Source organism: Endozoicomonas sp. GU-1 (genome assembly GCF_027366395.1).
In the GTDB taxonomy this organism is placed as follows: domain Bacteria; phylum Pseudomonadota; class Gammaproteobacteria; order Pseudomonadales; family Endozoicomonadaceae; genus Endozoicomonas.
Window position 1 is genome coordinate 3,650,767 of record NZ_CP114771.1, and the last position, 20,769, is coordinate 3,671,535.

The 20,769-nt window shown below is 48.4% G+C and carries 13 protein-coding genes and 2 pseudogenes; 9 read left to right on the forward strand and 6 right to left on the reverse strand.

From position 1 onward, the window contains the following. Nucleotides 1–33 precede the first annotated feature (33 nt). On the reverse strand, nt 34–1,878 hold the full coding sequence (locus O3276_RS15295; RefSeq protein WP_269672115.1) for a Na/Pi cotransporter family protein: 1,845 nt from the start codon (nt 1,876–1,878) through the stop codon (nt 34–36). A 429-nt stretch (nt 1,879–2,307) separates the two neighbouring features. Between O3276_RS15295 and O3276_RS15300 the strand changes: the two genes are divergently transcribed. Then, complete coding sequence (locus O3276_RS15300) at nt 2,308–2,730, forward strand: H-NS family histone-like protein (RefSeq protein WP_101745333.1); 423 nt, start codon at nt 2,308–2,310, stop codon at nt 2,728–2,730. A gap of 50 nt (nt 2,731–2,780) precedes the next feature. Here the strand turns inward: O3276_RS15300 and O3276_RS15305 are convergent, their stop codons facing one another. The 4 genes from O3276_RS15305 to rpmB all read right to left on the reverse strand — a co-directional run bounded on the left by O3276_RS15305 (nt 2,781) and on the right by rpmB (nt 5,452). Beyond that, entirely contained in the window at nt 2,781–3,446 is a 666-nt protein-coding gene (locus O3276_RS15305) for a hypothetical protein (RefSeq protein WP_269672116.1), read from the reverse strand. 31 nt (nt 3,447–3,477) lie between these two features. Further along, a complete protein-coding gene (trhP, locus tag O3276_RS15310; protein ID WP_269672117.1) occupies nt 3,478–4,803 on the reverse strand; it encodes a prephenate-dependent tRNA uridine(34) hydroxylase TrhP in 1,326 nt (441 codons plus the stop codon). A 211-nt stretch (nt 4,804–5,014) separates the two neighbouring features. Then, the gene (gene rpmG / locus O3276_RS15315) at nt 5,015–5,182 is read right to left on the reverse strand and encodes a 50S ribosomal protein L33 (RefSeq protein ID WP_034834535.1); all 168 of its coding nucleotides are present in this window, start codon (nt 5,180–5,182) and stop codon (nt 5,015–5,017) included. Nucleotides 5,183–5,215: 33 nt separating this feature from the next. Continuing rightward, entirely contained in the window at nt 5,216–5,452 is a 237-nt protein-coding gene (gene rpmB / locus O3276_RS15320) for a 50S ribosomal protein L28 (protein WP_101745336.1), read from the reverse strand. Between the two features lie 800 nt (nt 5,453–6,252). On the opposite strand from rpmB, the pseudogene O3276_RS25810 reads away from it, so the two are divergent. Then, nucleotides 6,253–6,687 (forward strand): annotated as a pseudogene (locus tag O3276_RS25810) (hypothetical protein); the annotation flags it as partial. A gap of 455 nt (nt 6,688–7,142) precedes the next feature. Next, nucleotides 7,143–11,033: pseudogene (locus tag O3276_RS15325) on the forward strand (NAD-glutamate dehydrogenase domain-containing protein); the annotation flags it as partial. A gap of 901 nt (nt 11,034–11,934) precedes the next feature. Here the strand turns inward: O3276_RS15325 and polA are convergent. Continuing rightward, a complete protein-coding gene (gene polA / locus O3276_RS15330; protein ID WP_269672118.1) occupies nt 11,935–14,682 on the reverse strand; it encodes a DNA polymerase I in 2,748 nt (915 codons plus the stop codon). A gap of 93 nt (nt 14,683–14,775) precedes the next feature. On the opposite strand from polA, the gene O3276_RS15335 reads away from it, so the two are divergent. The 6 genes from O3276_RS15335 to O3276_RS15360 all read left to right on the forward strand — a co-directional run bounded on the left by O3276_RS15335 (nt 14,776) and on the right by O3276_RS15360 (nt 20,570). After that, the gene (locus O3276_RS15335) at nt 14,776–15,183 is read left to right on the forward strand and encodes a DUF2782 domain-containing protein (protein WP_269672119.1); all 408 of its coding nucleotides are present in this window, start codon (nt 14,776–14,778) and stop codon (nt 15,181–15,183) included. Between the two features lie 45 nt (nt 15,184–15,228). Continuing rightward, the gene (locus O3276_RS15340; protein WP_269672120.1) at nt 15,229–16,218 is read left to right on the forward strand and encodes a homoserine kinase; all 990 of its coding nucleotides are present in this window, start codon (nt 15,229–15,231) and stop codon (nt 16,216–16,218) included. A 134-nt stretch (nt 16,219–16,352) separates the two neighbouring features. Next, entirely contained in the window at nt 16,353–16,832 is a 480-nt protein-coding gene (locus O3276_RS15345) for a Fur family transcriptional regulator (RefSeq protein ID WP_269672121.1), read from the forward strand. 13 nt (nt 16,833–16,845) lie between these two features. Beyond that, on the forward strand, nt 16,846–17,619 hold the full coding sequence (gene znuC, locus O3276_RS15350) for a zinc ABC transporter ATP-binding protein ZnuC (protein ID WP_269672122.1): 774 nt from the start codon (nt 16,846–16,848) through the stop codon (nt 17,617–17,619). Continuing rightward, the gene (znuB, locus tag O3276_RS15355) at nt 17,619–18,401 is read left to right on the forward strand and encodes a zinc ABC transporter permease subunit ZnuB (protein ID WP_269675998.1); all 783 of its coding nucleotides are present in this window, start codon (nt 17,619–17,621) and stop codon (nt 18,399–18,401) included. Before znuC ends, znuB begins: the two co-directional genes overlap by 1 nt. Nucleotides 18,402–19,016: 615 nt before the next feature. Continuing rightward, nucleotides 19,017–20,570, forward strand: a complete 1,554-nt coding sequence (locus O3276_RS15360) for a hypothetical protein (RefSeq protein WP_269672123.1) — start codon at nt 19,017–19,019, stop codon at nt 20,568–20,570. Nucleotides 20,571–20,769: the final 199 nt, after the last annotated feature.

The window sequence follows — 20,769 nt, forward strand, 5'->3', positions numbered from 1 at the left end:
ACGAGGTCGGTCAGTGAGTGATTCATGGCCCACTCATTTTTCAAAAGAGCCAGCCACGTTTTTTGGAGGAGTAGAACGAGCCTCAAAATTAAGATCGATCTCTTGATATTCTTCGCGATCCCTGGTCAACATAATCACGGCCCCATCAATAAGACTGGTGCAGGCATCATGTACATGGGCACTGTCATTCATCAAGGAACTGGCCATAAATGAATCAACCTGATTGGAGCGAATAAGTTCATTCAGTTTTCTGTGCATCTGCTCATCCTGCTCGCTCAGCTCCTGCTTTAACTGTTCCGCATGCTGACGAATATGATCATAATTTCGTCGTACTCCCAATACATCAATAAGCTTCAGGACTGAGGCAAGGCACAGTCTGAGCTGGTTGTATTGGTGGCGTATCTGCTCATTATCCGAATGCAGGTAATGCCCCATATTTTTATAGATATGCTTGACATGTTTGATGGCCTGGACAAAATCACGACAGGCAACTTTAAGTGCAAATAACTCCTGCACCTGCGCTCTGGGAAGATTCCCTTCTATGGCTCCTGAATAGTGAATAATGTCCGCATAGATACCTTTGATATGTCGGATATACAGCTCTTTTATGGTCCATGGCTGATCATCGCGCATCCAGCTGTTGACCAGATCCGTCAGACTGTCCGACTCCCTCAGCTTGTCGCCGGTAAGATATATCCCATAACAGATCAGTTCGAGTGTATTTCTGTATAAATGGTCGCACTCCCGGGTCAGGGCTCTTAGCGCCGTATCCGGATAATTCAGTGTTGCCGGGGTTAAGTAGCGCGCCCTGTGAATGGCAGGATTGTCCTCAGTGGCAAGATTCAGATGAGACTGCCTGTCAGGATCAACAAAAAGCGTCTCCAGCCAACGGATAAGCAGCTGGAAAAAAGGAAGTTGAACCACTATTCCCATGACATTAAAGAGACTGTGGAACAGCGCAAGCTTCAGAGTGTAGTCGTCTGCCCCGATTGGAAAGAGTCCCGCAGTAAAATTCACAAGCACCTTTAACTGGGGCAACAAAAGGATAGCCAGAGCAGCGGTGGCCACATTAAACGTAATATGTGCCACAGCCAATCGCTTCCCTGCTGCATTTGCCCCCATCGCTCCCAGCACTGCCGTTATGGTTGTACCGATATTAGAACCGATAGCCAGTGCTAACGCATTATCGTAAGTCAGCTGACCTGCTGCCAGGGCTGAAAAGGTGAGCACCAATACCGCATTGGTGGACTGCATGATGATGGTGGCCAGAACACCAAAAAGTGTGAAGACCAGAATGCCCTGCATTCCTTCCATGGAGAAGCTGCTGAAATCAATCACAGTCTGGAATGCTTCAAAACCCTCTTTCATGTAATGAATACCAAGAAAGAGAAAGCCTATACCCAGCAAAATACAGCCGAAGCCACTGAATGTTTTCTCCCGCTGACTCCTCAAAATCAAACCGAAAACGAGTAAGGGCATGGCATAGGAAATCAGCTTTAACTTCATACCATACAAGGCAACTAACCATGCACCGACAGTGCTGCCCAGATTTGCCCCAAAAATGATGCCAACGCCGGCAGCCAGACCAATCAGTCCAGCACTGAGAAATGAAATAACAATGACGGAAACCAGCGAACTGGACTGCAGGACAGCGGTCGTGGTGATACCGAAAGCCAGACTTTTCCAGAGACTGTCGGTGGTTTTCTGCAGGAACGCCTCAAGCAGCCCCCCTGTAAAGACCTTAAACCCCTTTTCCAGATAAACCATGCCCAGCAGAAAAATAACCACACCTGCCGTGATCACCTGCAGCTCTGAGCTAACCCAAAAGCCGTAAGTCAATAGCAGCAGTGCTGTTGGAAGAACAACGCGTCCGAGCATATTTAGTCACTTATCCAGGCCAACCGTTAACCCCCAATCGCCATGAGCAGAAAATACGGGGCTATAGCGTCTGTTATCGACGGGTAAACAGGATCCCTCCAATGTATCTGAATAAAACATGTGCCTTATAACTTGATAAATAGAGGGCAGTAACCGACTGTTAACAGGGGTAACCAGTAAAATGAAGAGCAGCATTTTATAAGGGTCAAACTCACCATTTCCTTGCCAATCAAACAAAATACATTACTTTTATTCATATTGAACGAGTAATAAGCAGAACCATTCTGTGAATTACCCCATACCTGCATAACTGACAGGTAACCGTTCCAGTCTTGCGTTACAGATATTTGTCGACTTTCTTAATGTCCGTGTTGAAGCATTATTTATTGCCTCATACGGTCAAAGGCTCCAGTAGATTGAGGGTATACAATGAAATTACTGGATGAGTTACATCATCGGCTAGGTAGTAAATCCCGGATTCGCTCGCTATTCAAAGATGTCAGTGTTCAGGAGTTGGAAAAAATTCTGGACCGCCTGAAAGGGGTACATAAGGAAAAATTGCAATCCAGGGTGAAAGAGGATGCAAAACGACAGAAAAAGATGAAAGACATTGTCGCTATACACAAAGAAATGGCGGAACTTGGTATTACGCTCTCAGATCTGGACAACATTAACGACCCGGGCAAAACGGGCAAACGCCGACGAACTGTCGCAAAGCATACCTTTCAATATGAAAATCCAGCCGGACAAACTGTGTACTGGGAGGGCTCAACCACTGGAAGACTACCAAAAGACTTTCAGGAGTACCTGGAAAAAACTCAGAAAAAGCGGGCAGAGTGCATTATTAAGTAAAGTCAGGATTCTGTAACAATCCCGCTTCTCATCTCACCGACATTGATCAGTTACAGCTGTTGCATGTGGATGACCATTGAGCGAATCCAGAGCGTCAGGTCATCCATATCTTCAAGGGACAGTAGTAAAAGGGCCATATCAAGTGGGTCCAATTCGCCTTCATGCTGGAAGACTTCACCTTTGCAGGCTGAAATCATATTCCGCAGTTCATCCACAGCTATCTTTACTTCCTGATTAACCTCCAGCAAAGCCCGGGATTGTTGTTTTCTAAATCCTGCGATACTCAGGCGGTCCTGTTTTGCAACACCTGACTTCAAGCTATAAACAACGCTGGCAAAGTGTTGATTCAACTGTTCAACAGAACGCTGCAAATCTTCAGTAAGCCTGGGAGGTCGATACGTTAATCGCTCAGCCAGTCGGCAGATCAGGTGTGCCAGGTTATTCTGAGTCTGTAAGAGGGAGAGCACCAGCCCCTTGGGCTGCGCGGTCAATGTTGGCTGGTTGAGTCTGGCCAGAATTTCCTGCTCCAGTTTTTCCACGGCGGGCAGAAAATCAACAAGCCATTTCGCCCGTTCATGCCACTGGTCATCGGCAGTTAACCGGCTCTGCAACTGCCTGTTCAATAGCACCAGGGCATCCAGGATCACCTGTCGATGCTGGCTTAACGGCTTATAGGCAGAGCCGGAAAAAATACTGGTAAAAGTCGTAAGATCCATAACGATCTTATCGACTCAGAATATCACCGGATTAGGGCAGATTACGCACCAGCAGTGAGTGGGCATTTGGCAAAACACCGTCAGGCTTTGGTATTTTTACCAGGTGGCCAGATCCGGGAGCTACATCAATACGTTCACCACGGCGATTTTCCAAATGCTCCAGATTGAACACATAGTTGCCTTTGGGGGTCATCAGCTCCAGGGTATCCCCCAACTCAAAGCGGTTTTTCACATCCACCGTCAGCTGCTGATCGTCAAACTCAACAATTTCACCGACAAACTGCTGCTTGCTTTCCCGTGAGTTACCGGTTTCATAATTCTGATACTCATCGTGCACATGGCGACGATAAAAGCCTTCGGTATAACCTCTGTTGGCCAGATTCTCCAGAGTGTCCATCATGCCCATATCAAAAGGATTACCCGCTACGGCATCATCAATGGCTTGACGGTATACCTGGGCGGTTCTGGCGACATAATAAAAAGACTTGGTGCGCCCTTCGATCTTGAGGGAGTGAATGCCCATCTCCGTCAAGCGACGAACATGCTGGACAGCCCGGAGATCCCGGGAGTTCATAATATAAGTGCCATGCTCGTCTTCAAAAGCAGGCATATACTGGTCCGGACGCCCCCTTTCCTGCAGCAGGAAAATAGAGTCAGATGTTTCGCCAGTCCCCAGGGTTGGAGTAACCATTTCCGGGCTGCCACTGACCGGAATCACATCACCGCTCTCAGTCTCTTTCGCCTCATGGGCCTGATACTGCCAGCGACAGGCATTGGTGCAGGTTCCCTGGTTCGGGTCTCTTTTGTTGATATAACCGGAGAGCAGACAGCGGCCCGAGTACGCGATACAGAGCGAACCATGAACAAACACCTCAATCTCCGTATCAGGGCACTCTTCCCGGATCTCCTGAATCTCCTCCAGGGATAACTCACGGGACAGAATAATCCGCTGAACCCCCTGCCTGGCCCAGAATTTTACCGTGGCAAAGTTCACTGCGTTCGCCTGAACCGAGAGGTGGACGGGCATATCCGGCCAGGTTTCACGCACCATCATAATCAAACCCGGATCGGACATGATCAGTGCATCAGGCCCCATGGCAATCACCGGCTCCATATCCCGGAGATAGGTTTTCACCTTACTGTTATGGGCCGCAATATTACTGGCCAGATACAGTTTTTTGCCCAGGGCGTGAGCCTCATCGATGCCTTTTTTCAGATTATCCAGTTTAAAGTCGTTATTGCGGACTCTCAGACTATAGCGGGGCTGGCCAGCATAAACAGCATCTGCACCATAGGCAAAAGCAAAGTGCATATTCTTCAGTGTTCCCGCTGGCGAAAGGAGTTCCGGTTTCATCATGACCTACAGCTGATGTTCTTGAATGGCGCGCATTATAACAGTGCAACCACAATGCAACAGTAGTGAGCGCACACAGTTACTAAGTGCAAAGCAGGGGATAGCAGGTTTTGATCCTGAGCAGGAATATTAACAGAGGGGGGAAAGCGCAACAGAAGTGAGTGGCGGTCCGTATCAATTTGCCTGATACGGACCAGAGCAAAGCAAACAAGATTTACTTGATCTTGTATTCCTTGTACTCAACGTGCTTGCGAACAACCGGGTCATACTTCTTGAACACCAGCTTGTCAGGCGTATTACGCTTGTTCTTGGTGGTGGTGTAGTAGTGACCAGTGCCTGCGCTGGAAACCAGCTTGATTTTCTCACGAATACCTTTAGCCATGATTTATGCTCCTGCTAAGTTAGCTATCTCGACTTAAAAAGATTGACCGCTGGCGCGCAGATCAGCCAGAACGGCATCAATGCCTTTCTTGTCGATAATACGCATGCCTTTTGCAGAAACACGCAGGCGCACAAAGCGCTTTTCACTTTCAACCCAGAAGCGCTTGTGGTGCAGATTAGGCACGAAGCGACGACGGGTTTTATTCTGAGCGTGGGAAACATTGTTCCCGGTAACCGGGCGCTTGCCGGTAACCTGACAAACCTTGGACATGTGGATGGCCTCTCAAACCGTCTCTTAAACCAAAATCACCAGCCATGAGGCCGGAAAACTTAACTGAATTCCAGTGTCTGCTTCGGGCAGATCTGCCCATGGTTACAGAGTCAAGAGACCTTCAAGACTCATCAGCAGCTACCCTCATACAAAGATCGGGCTTTATACCAGAATTGGATGCCGCTTGCAAATTCCATCAGGGCTACGGATTATGCTTAGCCCCCGCAAAATCAGCAATCCCAAGGCATTTTAGCTATTTCTCGACTATCTTGACGAGAGGCTTGACGAGCAGCTTGTCAGAAAAGCTCAACAAGAAGGCTGTCAGCAAAGCCAAGCTGACATTGTTAACGCAACCAGACACTGCTTAATCGGCTCATTGCCAATAGAGCAAACGCAATTTTATACAGCGGTGTTGATCGATGTCACCCAAAAGTTGTCACTGCGGAAAACCAATGACAGTACGTCGTGGTGATCAATTTATTCTGGCCCATAAGCATTGACAGTTATGGTAAGTAGTTGGCCAAATGAAATCATATATTTCTGGCTAAGTGGGCAGTTGCTATGCAAGGCGCAACGTAGGGAGCATAGCCGTAGCTATGTGACCGGAGTTGCAACGCCGCAGAGTGACTGACAACTTAGTCAGAAATATATGATTTCATTTGGTTAACTACTTATAACCCGGCAAATCAGGTGGGACAGTTTGCCGTACTCAATTCCAGTGACAGAGGAATATCATGGACCGCTTTACCGATTTTCGAGCCATCATCGTTAATCAGGTTCAATCGCTTCTGGCAAAGCGCATGTCTACCAAAGAATATGAGCAAATACAGGCGCTTGCTGATGCCTATTACCGGGGAGTTGCCAGCAAAGACCTGACCCGGATCAATACCGATGACTGCTATGGCGCACTCCTTTGCCTCTGGCAGTTTCTACAGGCCCGGCAGCCGGAACAAATCAAGATCCGCGTCTACAACCCGGAACCGGAAACCCACCACTGGCACTCCACACACAGCATTGTTGAAATTATCACGGATGATATGCCCTTTCTGGTGTCTTCTGTGTTGATGGAGCTTGATCGTCAGAAAATAAAAGTTTACAGCCTGAATCACCCCACTCTTCGGTTAGCGAGGGACAGTACAGGTCAGCTGCAAGCCATCAGCACGCCACAGGCAGAAATAACCGAGGCCGTTATTCGGGTTGAAATAGACCGCCAACCGGAACAACTGGATTTAGAAAAAGTCGCTGCCGGTATTCGGGCTATCGTTGCGGATGTTCATAAAGTGGTTTCTGACTGGGAGGCCATGCAAACCAGGCTGGATGATGCCATTCAATGGTGTCAAAGCCACCCTGTGCCATTACCGGATGCTGAACAGAAAGAAGCGCTTGCTTTTATGAAGTGGCTGAAAAAAGACAATTTTCTGTTCATCGGCTTCCGCTATTACGAGATCATCCATGGGTCCAACACACTAAGACTGCGCGCCAACAGCAAAACCGGTCTGGGGACGTTTCGGGAGGCCTCCCATCAGCATCCGGTAGAGCAAGAACTGTCCCCCTATATTGCCTCACAAATTCAGGCACCTGAGTTACTGGTTATCACCAAATCCATCAGCCGCTCAACGGTTCATCGATCCGCACACCTGGACTATATCGGGATAAAACAATTTAACGATGCCGGTGCAGTCACCGGAGAATGGCGTTTTTTCGGACTGTTTTCCTCAACCGCCTACAACGTTCCGCTGGATAATATTCCGCTGATACGAAAGAAAGTGGCCAGGCTTTTAAAAAGCAACAGCTGCCCGATAAACAGCCACCGGGGTAATGCCCTGCGCCACATTATTCACAACTACCCAAGGGACGAGCTCCTGCAGGCAAGTTTTGAACAACTTAAGGGCGTCATTAACGGGATTCTTGACTGTCATGAATTGCGGCAGTTGAAAGTATTCCTTCGTCCCGACCCCTATGACCGCTTTATTACGGTGCTTATTTACGTATCCAGAGATAATTTCAACACAGAACTTCGCTTACAGATGCAACAGATCCTGCTCAGTGAGCTGAGTGGTAACAGTATTGATTTCAATGTTCAGCTATCGGAAAACCCAATGGCGCAGTTGCAATTTACCGTGCATTGTCGTCATGCCAGCCAGCAGGATATCGATGTTGAACGGCTGGAAGCCATGATTCATGAAGCGATGCTGAACTGGACAGATCACCTGCAACAGGCGTTAAAAGAGGCATTTGGTGAGGCTTCGGGTAACCGGCTGGCGCAGTGTTATCTGCCGGCATTTCCCGCCGCTTACCGGGAGGACGTTACCCCCCGACAGGCAGTAGCAGACATTCAACGTCTGGAATCGTTAAAAGACAGCCATCAAATAAGAACCAGTCTCTACCGTCCGGTTACCGACCATTATCGGTGGCACTTTCGGGTGCTTGGTAAAGGGCCTCTCCTGGCACTTTCAGATGTACTTCCCATTCTTGAGCAAATGGGCGTCAGGGTTCGCAGTGCGAGGCCTTACGCCATCACTCCCTATCGACAGGAACATGCCTGGGTGCTTGATTTCAGTATTGAGCCTGATGGCCATGATAACGCTCTGACAGCCAAAATAAACCCGCCGGAAGTTGACACCTCAAACCAGACCAACCTTGAAGATACCCACCTGCGGGAGCAGTTCCGGGAGGTGTTTATTCGCACCTGGAAGGGGGATATGGAGAATGACGGGTTCAACGGCCTGGTGGTTTCAGCCGGTTTGAACTGGGAGCAGGTTGTGCTCATCCGGGCTCTGTCCAAATACCTGATGCAACTGCCAGTGCCCTTCAGCCAGAGCTATATGCAGAAAGTGCTGAACAGCAACCCATCGGTGGTGCGTGAAATCGTAGACCTGTTCAGCATTCGTTTTTATCCGGATTTCCGTGGTGATCGCCATAACATGGCCAGTGCCTGCTCTGACCGGATTTACCAATTGCTGGACAGTGTCGCCAACCTTGATGAAGACCGGATCCTGCGTCACTTTCTCAGCGTCATCGAGGCCATGTTGAGAACCAGCGCCTATCAGAAACAGGAGGAGCCAAAAGGTTATCTGTCGTTCAAACTGCAACCGGAAAAGATTCCAACCTCACCTCAGCCAAGGCCCATGTTTGAAATATTTGTCTACTCGCCTCGCTTTGAAGGCATCCATATGCGCTGCGGGAAGATTGCCAGGGGAGGATTACGATGGTCAGACCGAATGGAGGATTTCCGCACCGAGATTCTGGGGCTGGTCAAAGCCCAGATGATCAAAAATGCCATTATTGTTCCCCACGGGGCCAAGGGGGCTTTGTCACCAAAAATCTCCCGGCCAATGGCTCCAGGGAAGAAATACAGGCGGAAGGGATTGCATGTTATCGAGCATTTATCTCCGGACTTCTGGATCTGACCGATAACCTGCAGGGCGGAAACATCATCCCTCCTGAAAACGTCATTCGCTACGATGATGATGACCCTTACCTTGTGGTGGCAGCGGATAAAGGCACCGCCAGCTTTTCCGATATCGCCAACGATGTATCCCAATCCTATGGGTTCTGGCTGCGGGACGCTTTTGCCTCTGGTGGCAGCCAGGGCTATGACCATAAAAAAATGGGGATCACTGCCCGGGGTGCCTGGGAGTCGGTAAAAAGGATCTTCAAGGAGCGTGAAATCGATACCCAGACCCGGGATTTTACGGTCATCGGTATTGGTGATATGTCCGGTGATGTATTTGGCAATGGCATGCTACTTTCCAACCATATTCGTCTGATTGCCGCCTTTAACCACCAGCATATCTTTATTGACCCTGATCCGGATATTTCAGTCAGCTTCAATGAGCGTCAGCGCCTGTTTAATTTACCCCGGTCCTCCTGGGATGATTACGACCGCAGCAAACTATCAGAAGGTGGCGGTGTATTCAGTCGCCAGCTGAAAAGCATTCTTTTGAGCAAGCAGGCCAGGACTGCACTGGCAACGGATAAAACCATTTTGTCGCCTGCGGAACTTATCCAGACAATTCTGAAAGCACCAGCGGATCTGTTGTGGAATGGCGGGATTGGCACTTACATAAGAGCCAGCAGTGAAAGCAATGCCGATGCCGGGGACCGGTCTAATGATAATGTCAGGATCAGTGCCAGTGAACTGAATACCAGCGCGGTAGGGGAGGGCGGAAATCTGGGCCTGACTCAGTTGGCAAGAATTGAATTCTCCAGCAGGGGCGGCCTGATCAACACCGACGCCATAGACAACTCAGGGGGAGTCGACAGCTCAGACCATGAAGTCAACATCAAGATTCTGCTCAATCAGATGGTGGATGATGGTGACATAACCATAAAGCAGCGTAATAGTCTGCTGGCCAGTATGACCGATGAGATCGCCAGGCTGGTTCTCAGGCATAATTTTTTACAGAGCCAGAGGCTAAGCCTGAGCCTGCAACAGAATGTTCTGCTGTTTAATGACCATCGCTTTCTGATCAGGAATCTCGAACAAAAAGGGCGTCTTAACCGGGCTCAGGACGGCCTGCCATCGGATACAGAAATTAAAGCCAGGGTGAAAGCGGGCGAAGGCCTTACCCGGCCAGAAATAGCCATTCTTTTGTCCCATACCAAGCTGGAGCTGTTTGAATCCCTGGTCTCAGCCAAGGTGGCTGATGACCCGATACTGGCGGCAAAGCTGCTGGACTATTTTCCATCACAGCTGCGCAACCAGTTCCCTGATCAGATCAGACATCACCCATTAAAAACTGAAATACTGGCGACCCATCTCAGCAATGAGGTTGGCAACCGGATGGGAGCGACGTTTATTGAGTATATCCATCAGGAAACCCGACAGTCGGAGCTTAATTGTGTCCGGGCATTTATGGCGATAAAAGAGATCTTTTCCATTCCATCCATCTGGGATCAGTTTGAAAGCCTGGGTTTTGATGTCAAAGATGATATCCAGAGAGTAGAACTGTTCCGGGTACAGCAGCATATCGAAAAAGCCTGCATCTGGTTGCTGAAGAGTCATGGCTGCCCTATGGATATAGAGTCGCTCATCAGTAACTATAAACCGGGCGTCTGTGCCGTCAGCGGACAACTGGCGGAGCTGCTGGGAGAGGAAGATTGCGCATGGCTGGGTGGCAGGGTTACCCGGCTTCAGGAAGCACAGTTGCCGCAAACGCTGGCGGAAACCTGTGCGGGCCTTCGCTATCTTTATTACGTACTGTTTATGGTCAGTGTGGCGAATGAATATCAATTTACCGTTATTGATGTGGCCTCTGTCTTTTTTGCCCTTGAAGATTATCTGTGCCTGCCCTGGTTAAGAGAACGTATTCGTCAACTGCCGGTTAACGACCTCTGGCAACGCAAGGCACAATCATCCCTGAAAGATCAGCTGGATCGAACCCTCAATGATAATTGTATCCATGTTCTGACCCATTCACAGGGAAAGCCGGAAGAACGCCTTAACCGGTGGCTGGAAAAAAATGCTGAGCTGATTGATCGCTGGAAAGCGACAATCCGGGAAATACAATCCGCCAGAGAGCAAAACCTTGCCATGCTGTCGGTAGCTGTACAGGAACTGTCGCTTATTACCTCAAGCTAAGGAGGCTGACCAAGAACAGACTGCCCTGCTGCGGTGGCAGCAAATTGGTCAATAGAGAGATAAAGAAATGAACAATACAGGCAAAAAAAACGGTCATCAGGGGAGGATGACCGTTTCATGACGTCTGTTACAGCAACATCGACAAAGTACACAGCTAAGGGTTTATCGTGATCCGGGTGACTATCTTGAAAAACTCCGAGCTTGAAAAACTCCGAGCATCCCATGAAAGTAATCAACCAAGCCCACCGCCTCAGGTTCTTTAACGGTCAACAAAGGCCATTCTTTAGACTCGGTTGGATAAAAATTCGGCAGAAAAAAAAGCCAGCATCCGGGGGAAGGATACTGGCTATATAGCTTCGGCTACAGGGGGGCAGCCTACCACTCAAGTTAATGTCAACACAAAACACACAGTGAGCAACAAGAAATCAGAATCGAACTACTGCCTTTTTCTCATCCTCATATACTCAGACAAGCAAAACTCCAAAAAGTTCCCTGAAAAATAAAAAAAATTTAAAAAAAGCCAGCATCCTGAAAAAGGACACTGGCTTTACACGATAGATGCGGGGAGGCATATACCGCTTCAACATCACCAACACACTTAACACACAAGGAGCAACTCATTTGAGACTCACTATATGAGACAAGCAATATGGTAATAAAGTTCCACCGCTTACAAAAAACTTACAAACTGGTGGCTTCGCTTTAATTACACATAAAGCAGCTACATGGTTTCAATGAGCTTGATGTGTACATTCTCCGTTCACCCTGAGCGGAGTCGAAGGGTGATTGGCACAGTCTTTATTCAGGGTAGGTGTTTACGCCCTTCGACTCCGCTCAGGACGAACGGAATTTGGGTGTCATTGATAAAAGAAACCCATCAAATACATTGAAACCTTTACTAATGGGCTTCATCCCAGTTATCCCCCATACCGGCTTCAACCAATAGTGGAACACTGAGCTCGGCAGCACTGGACATCTGCACTTTTATCCCTTCAACAACGGCCTCAAGACTCTCATTGGCAACTTCAAGCACCAGTTCGTCGTGGACCTGCATAATGACACGGGCATCAAGCCCCGACGCTTGCAGCCACTCATCAACCCTGATCATCGCCTTCTTGATAATATCTGCAGCAGTGCCCTGCATAGGTGCATTGATCGCTGTTCGCTCAGCACCCTGACGGCGCATACCATTTCTGGCATTGATTTCCGGCAGATACAGACGACGACCCAATATTGTCTCCACATACCCCTTTTCCCGTGCGAAGTTTTTGGTTGTTTCCATGTACCTTAAAACACCCGGATAACGTGCAAAGTACAGATCGATATATTCCTGTGCCGATTTCCTGGATACCCCCAGCTGTTTCGCGAGTCCGAAGGACGACATGCCGTAGATCAAACCAAAGTTAATGGCTTTGGCACTTCGTCGCTGATCACCCGTTACCTCATCAAGCGCCACGCCAAAGACTTCAGCCGCCGTCGCCTTGTGGATGTCCAGCCCATGGGCAAAAGCATCCAGCAGACCTTTATCACCAGAGAGGTGCGCCATGATTCTCAGCTCGATCTGGGAGTAATCTGCCGCCACCAGCTGGTAACCTTCCGGTGCAATAAATGCCTGTCGCACCCGGCGACCTTCCGGTGTTCGAATGGGAATATTCTGCAGGTTAGGATCCGAGGAGGATAGTCGTCCAGTGGCGGTGACTGCCTGATGATAAGAGGTATGGATTCGACCCGTCGCCCCATTAATCATCTGCGGAAGTTTCTCTGTATAAGTGGACTTGAGCTTGCTTAAACTACGATGCTCAAGAATCAGCTTGGGCAGTTCATAGTCCAGGGCAAGCTCCTGCAAGACCTCTTCAGCAGTTGATGGCTGCCCCTTGGGCGTTTTCTTGATAACCGGCAGTTGCAGCTTATCAAACAGAAGCTCCTGCAACTGTTTGGGTGATGATAAGTTAAATGCCTGTCCTGCCACATCGTGGGCTGCTTGCTCCAGTTCCTTGAGACGCTGGCCAATCTCCAGACTCTGTTGTTTAAGCAGGACACCATCAACCAAAGCACCATGGCGCTCAATACGTGAAAGAATATCCACCAGCGGCATTTCTACTTCCCGGAACACCGCCATCAACGCAGGCTCAGCCTGTAACTGCTCCCAGATGGCAAGATGGAGACGTAGCGTAATATCCGCATCTTCTGCCGCATAGGGGCCCGCTTTCTCAAGCTCAATCTGGTTAAACGTCAGTTGTTTAGCACCTTTGCCGGCAATATCCTCATATTTAATGGTTTTATGATTCAGGTAATGCTCAGCCAGGGCATCCATATTGTGCCGGGTGGCGATGGAGTTCAAACAGTAGGACTCAAGCATGGTATCAAAAGCGGCCCCCTTGATTTGAATGTCATATCGGGCCAGCACGCTCTGGTCGTACTTAAAGTTCTGACCTACTTTCTGTTTTGCCGGGTCTTCCAGCAAAGGCTTGAGTTTTTCCAGTACCCAGTTTCTCTCCAGCTGGGCTGGTGCTCCCAGATAATCATGGGCAACGGGCACATAAGCCGCCTTGCCAGGCTCAATGGCAAATGAAACACCCACCAGTTCAGCCACCATGTAATCCAGACTGGTGGTTTCGGTATCAAACGCAAACAGTTCTGCCGATTCCAGCTGTGCTATCCAGTCAAGAAACTCGGTCTCCTCAGTCACCACTGAATACTCACCGGTAGCGCCTGATGTTTGTTCGTCAGATTCCTTGCCATCGGAAACAGAGCCTTCTTTCTCCAACTCGGCAATCAACGTCCTGAATTCGTACTCTTTAAACAGCGCTAACAGTTGCTCTTTATCAAGGGGCTGCATTTCCAGACTTTCAATGGAAACCGGCAGCTCTACATCGGTCTTGATGGTAGCCAGCTGCCGGGACAACAACACAATGTCCTTGTGCTCGGTGAACTTCTCAGCAAAGTTTTTGCTCCCCCGAAAACCAAGCGCAGCCACTTCATCCAACCGCCCGGCAATCTCATCGATACTGCCGATGCCATTAAGCAGAGCCAATGCTGTTTTCTGACCAACACCCGGCATACCCGGGATGTTATCGCTGCTATCACCCATCAATGCCAGATAGTCAATAATCAGGCTGGCAGGAATACCAAACTTACTTTCAACACCCTGTTGATCGGTATACGCATCATTCATGGTATCAATCAGCGACACATGCTCAGTCACCAGCTGGGCAATATCCTTATCGCCCGTGGAAATGATGGTGTTGATCTTTTTCTCGGTTGCCTGTCTGGCCAGCGTTCCAATCACATCATCCGCCTCAACGCCTTCAATCATTAACAGAGGCAGGCCAAGCGCACGAACAATGTGATGTATGGGTTCTATTTGTGAGCGCAAGTCGTCCGGCATTGGTTTACGGGTGGCTTTGTACTCACTGTACAGGTCATGGCGGAAGTTTTTTCCCCTGGCGTCAAAAATGACTGCAACATGGCTATCCTGATATTGACGCATCAGACTGCGCAACATGTTTGTCATGACCCGGATAGCGCCCGTTGGTCGACCATCAGCCGTGCGCAGATTGGCCCGCTCAGAAGCATGAAAGGCGCGATAAAGGTAAGATGAGCCGTCGACGAGTATGAGTGGCGGCGTACTGGCTTGTTCTGACATGGATTACGGACTCACTTACGATTCTGGGTAACTGGGTATAGAATGCTCCCCAGCAGTTTAATGGTTTCCACCGCAATTATCATGAGGCTCCTGATGAAACCCTTGATAAAAAGAGCGCAGTTGGGTCTGGTGTTCTTACCCTTGTTTCTTTGTGGCTGTGCGGCACAAAGTCCGGAAGGTGCAAAGCCGGAGCAGCCAACAGCCCATACGGATAGGAGCCAGAGAGCGGTTGTGTTTACTGATGAAGCCATTAAAAAGATTCCCAGGCACCTGCGCCCTGAAGCGCTGGAGAACAGGGATGACACATCGGTCGTGATTCGTGCCGGTGATTCCAGGACTTATAAAGAGTACCGGGTCGGTGGCCAGCTTTATGCGGTTCAGGTGATTCCCAAGGTAGGTAAGCCCTACTACCTGATTGCCTCAGATAACGAAGGCAACCCCATTGATCCAACAAAACGTATCCTGCTAGTGCCTTCATGGACCATTTTTGAGTGGCACTAAGTACCAACAGAACCATAGATATAATCATCCAGGAACAGGGAATTCATGTCTGTTTATACCCATTTGACACAACAGGATGTCGAGCAACTTCTGATTCGTTATGACCTGGGTAACTTAACGTCCTTCCAGGGCATTGAAAGTGGCGTTGAAAATACCAACTACTTTCTGGATATTGATGACAAGGGCAGTCGCCAGCGCTATGTATTAACCCTCTTTGAGTATCTGCCCGCCGACACGCTGCCATTTTTTATCCACTATACGGATGAGCTTAAAGCGTTCGGCCTGCCTGTGCCCAACCCGATTCGGGATAAGAGTGGCGTTGCTCTCCAGTCGGTAAAAAGCAAACCGGCGCTGATTGTGCCATGCTTTGCCGGGCAGCACCCTGACGCCGGAAACCTCTCTCTGGAGCAGTGCCAACAGATTGGTGCGATGCTGGCAAAAATCCACAAGGCAGGACAAGGTTCCTCCCTTTATCAGGAGAACCAGCGGGGACTTGCCTGGCTTGATGCCCAGCAGAAAAGACTCATTCCATTACTTGGCCAGGATGATGCCCACTTTATGGCTGAGCAATGGCACAGCTTCTCTGATGCTTTGCTTGCGTTTGACAACCTGCCAACCGGGCTGATTCATGGCGACCTGTTTCATAATAATGTACTGTTTGATCAGGGCAGAATCTCAGCCGTGATCGACTTCTATCAGGCCTGTAATGACTGGCTGATCTATGACCTGGCGGTTACTGTAAACGACTGGTGTCTTACTGATACGCTTGAACTGGATAGCCAGCGCTTAAAAGCACTGACCGAGTCTTATGCACAGATCCGGCCTTTTACTGAGAATGAACAAAAAGCCTGGCCAATCATGTTGCGGCTGGCCGCTTTCAGATTCTGGATTTCCCGGCTGATTACCTTCGTATATCCGGAAACTCAGGCAGATAATGAGCATGAGGCAAATCTCCTGCGCCATTTTCTTGATCCGAATAAATTCAGAGATATGCTGAGAAAACGAACAGAGCTTGCGCTGGCAGAATTAATCTGATTGGTTGGTATCTATTGAATCAGTATCCACTGGAACTTCAGGAAGAGTTTCACTTGATTTTAATTTTACTTTTGTAGATATGAAACCCCGGAAAGCGTTATATTATAACATACATCAGTTTATTCGATCGGATCATGTCTTGCTTTAATCCCTACAGAGACCATAACCATCAGCACTGTATCAAAGATGCTTTGAATAAAGCCCGTTTGCTTTGCCGGAGTCGCAATATTCGCCTGACGCCCCTCAGAGAAAGGGTGTTAGAGCTGATCTGGCAGAGCCATTGCCCGGTCGGGGCCTATGAAATACTGGCAGAATTGACTCAGGGAGAGTCCAAACCCGCCCAGCCTCCCACCGTCTACAGGGCATTGGATTTTCTCCGGGAGCAAGGGCTGGTCCATCGTTTGTCATCCATCAATGCCTACATTGGCTGCTGCCATCCGAGCACGCCACATAACAGCTGCTTTCTGATCTGTACCCAATGCCGGACCACCATTGAAATTGAACACCCGGCCATTGAACATTCCCTGGAAGACTGTGCCAGTGAACACGGCTTTATCATTGCGGATGCCTCAATAGAGCTGGCTGGTTTATGCACCAACTGCAAAACGAATTGAATAATCACATATTATGAATCAACCATTAATAGAGTTGAGCAATATCTGGATGAAGTTCCAGAACAGAGAGGTACTGACCGGGATCAACCTGCAGGTGAATCCCGGTGAAATCGTTACCCTGATAGGCCCGAACGGTGCAGGAAAAACCACCCTTGTACGGGTAGCCCTTGGATTGCAGGAATCCACATCCGGCCAGCGCTCCGTCAGAAAAGGGCTGCGCATTGGCTACATGCCGCAAAAGCTTCATATTGATGACTCCATGCCACTGACGGTCAACCGGTTCCTTAGACTGACCGGTTGTCGTTTAACCGCCGTTCACGACGCCCTTGGGCGAGCCGGCGTCAGCCATGTGCTCCAGTCTCCCCTGCAATCGCTGTCGGGTGGTGAGCTGCAAAGGGTTCTGCTGGCCCGGGCACTGCTGCATAAACCACACCTTCTGGTGCTGGATGAACCGGTGCAAGGGGTTGATGTCACCGGCCAAAAGGAGCTTTACCAGCTGATCACGGAGATTCGCAACGCGTCCAGAGACCGGGAGCACTGTGCCGTGCTGATGGTGTCCCACGACCTCCATCTGGTTATGGCATCCACCGATAAGGTCATTTGCATCAATCAGCATGTCTGCTGCTCCGGCCATCCTCACCAGGTTAAGCAACACCCGGCGTACCTTCGCCTGTTTGGTGGAGCGTCAGACGAATTGGCGGTATATACTCACCATCACGACCACCATCATGGCGTTGACGGACATATTCTTGAGCCACAAAGCCCTGTATCTGAAGGAAAACAATGATGCCGGACATTCTCTTATCTGCCTTACTGGCAGGCTATGGCGTGGCTCTGCTGGCAGCACCACTGGGCTGCTTTGTAGTCTGGCGACGTATGGCTTATTTCGGCGATACCCTCTCTCACTCTGCTCTGCTGGGGGTTTCACTGGGGCTGATGCTGGATATCAATATCAACCTGGCCGTTATTGCCAGTTCACTGATGATCGCCGCTATCCTGGTCAGCTTCCAGGAAAAACAACACATGGCATCCGACACCCTGCTGGGAATCCTTGCCCACAGTTCGCTATCCATTGGTCTGGTCACCGTCAGCTTTGCGGATAATGTTCGGGTAGATATGATGTCCTATCTGTTCGGTGACCTGCTGGCAACCGGCCCCTCGGACCTTTACTGGATTTACGGAGGAGGAGCCCTGGTTCTGGCGACACTGGCATGGCTCTGGAAACCGTTGTTGTCCATGTCTGTTCATGCCGAGCTGGCCCAGGTGGAGGGCATTCCGGTCAGGAAACTCAGAATGACACTAACCCTGCTAATGGCCCTGGTGATCGCCGTAGCCATGAAGATAGTCGGTGTCCTGCTGATTACCTCCCTGATGATTATTCCGGCAGCGACCGCCCAGCGGCTGGCGCGCACACCAGAGCAGATGGTGATTTTTTCAGCGCTGCTTGGCATCCTTGGTGTGTCCGGAGGCCTGGCGGCTTCATGGTTTCTGGACACGCCTGCTGCTCCTTCAGTGGTTGTGGCCAGCTTTTTACTTTTTTTAATCACCCGGTTGATAAAAAATAAGTAATAATAAAACCTGAGTCCACGAATTCACAACAGAGAGATCAGCCCAAGGTCGTATACGTGACAGGGCTGGCAGCTAATACCAATTCCTCCCCGGCAGCAATTCCTTTAAACAAAATATCCCAACGATCAATCATCAAGGTTCGAAACGAACTGGTGATTTTTTCATAATTATTTTCGAGCCGGCTTCGTCAGTTTATTTATAGCTTTTTGAAATCATGCACTAGCCAATTCATGAATTTGATCTTTAAGAAAAGTCAGTTTGAAATTGATGTTCTTGATAACACATTATTTAACAACTATAGATTACGTGTTTAATGTTTAAACAAAGACTAAGTACTTTAGTCAAGCTGATCTGAGGGTAACAAGAATAATGTGTTTCTTTGTTTATCTTGATTTAAATAATAATTTCGATCTGGAATAACTCACTAACAACATTAAAACCTGACTTATAAAATTCATGGTGAATATTATGAATGTTTCATATCGCTCGATGTGTAATTCTGAAAGACATAAGTGTTCGGTTTGTCTAAATGATACTTGTGAAAACCCTTATCGTGAAAATATTCACGGTTTCTATCATGAACCTGTAGTTATCTTATCTCCATGTAGACACTTGATGCATAATCAATGTTCCAGGAATTGGCATGAGCACTGCCGACAACTGGCTGATCTAGACGTCAGCCTTCCGTATACTGCTACTTGTGCCGTCTGTAAAACGAAAGTAGTTGAGGATGATCCGAATAATTGGCGTGTAGCTGGTTCAGTACATCTTCATTACTGTGACAATCCCAAAACCGAAGACCCAACGCTCTCGGTCGTGGAAACATCGGTAAACTGTGACCCGCTGACTTTGGATGCTATAAAGCCTCTTATGGACGAGGCGATAAGCTCCAATAACTTTCCAGCAATATGGCAACTGAAAAGCCGATACGGGCTCACACTCAATGCAACTCAATTAAAGGAAGTTTTGTGGCATGCACTACCACCATCGCCCAGTCATCCTTCTGATTCGGCATGTGCCAAGAATAAAATCCAGCTAGCATTGGAATTAATGACCAATGATGATGCCTCTAAAACAGTTGTTTCCGATTTTTTGCAAGAAGTACTGAAAAACGAAGGCCATACAAACTGTGTATTGGTCAACCAACTGGTTGAATCAAAAATACCAAATGAAAGTGCACTTAAAGAGGCGTTTGATTATCTTGTTTCAAAAGGTAGATTCTATGACGCAAAAACCATGAGAGATGAATATAAATTCTCCCTGGACTTTTCAGAATTGAAGGAACAACTGCAAAAAACTTATGATGAAAAAAGCCGAAATCTACAAAGCATCTTGCATCTGTACAATAAAGATGACGAGACTTGTCAGTTTACCCTACATTACATTTTAAAAACCGTGGCAACACAGCCGCAAGATGGCTCCCCGGAGCTTCTTGATCTGCGTTATGACGGTTTCTTTTCCAATTACATGAGCTTTATCAGCACATTGCTAAGTCACGGTGTTATGGACCAAACTGCCGTCGATGCCGCGATGTCAAAGGCAGTCAGTACCATAAGTCGTGAAGGTTTGGAGTGGGCAGCTGAACTGAAGGCCCGCTACCAGGCAACGATGGACCCAGCGAAACTCAAAGAAGCGATTGTTAAGGCTATAGATCAAAATGAGCGTTCTCTGCTTAAACTGATACTCCCTTTGTTTGTCAGCGAGCAAGATACCAAAGCGGCGAATATCATGATTCTGGAAAAGCTGGCAAGCAAACCTGATCCATATTTTCAAGGCATTTATCGTTTTGCAAAAGAAGCCTGTCAAAAACAACTGGCAAGCAGCCGTTGTTGGAGCCAAGAGGCTGTGGATACACTCATAAAAAGAGCTATTAATAACGATGATATTCATTGGGCTATTGAGCTGAACAACAGCTATCGTGCATATCTTGACATTGAGACACTTGCATCCCAAATTCTGAAAAAGGTTCATGATGAAAAAGTGCAAAAAAGAAGCTCCGAGACTTATTTTCTTGATACTTTGAGGAAATTATTACGCCTTGCCAAACCCGACAATCCCGATCTCCCCAATACCATTCAAACGATTACTGACCAAATAATCAATATGGAGTCATTTCCCCTGAAGCAAACTGTTGTCGAGATGCTGATAGACTTTCAAGGTAGCCTCTAGGAGGCTGTCCGAGAATAGACTGCCCGTAGCGAGGATGGCAAAAGCAAGAATTGATTAAGAGTCGACACAGATTCAGGTAAAAGCCAGCATCCGCTGGCTTTAACATCAAAAAATTTGGCACAGGTTCCATTGCCATCCAGACTGTTGAAAACTCTATGTTGTATTGGAGCAATAAAGACCGTGAAAGCCCCAGGTCAAT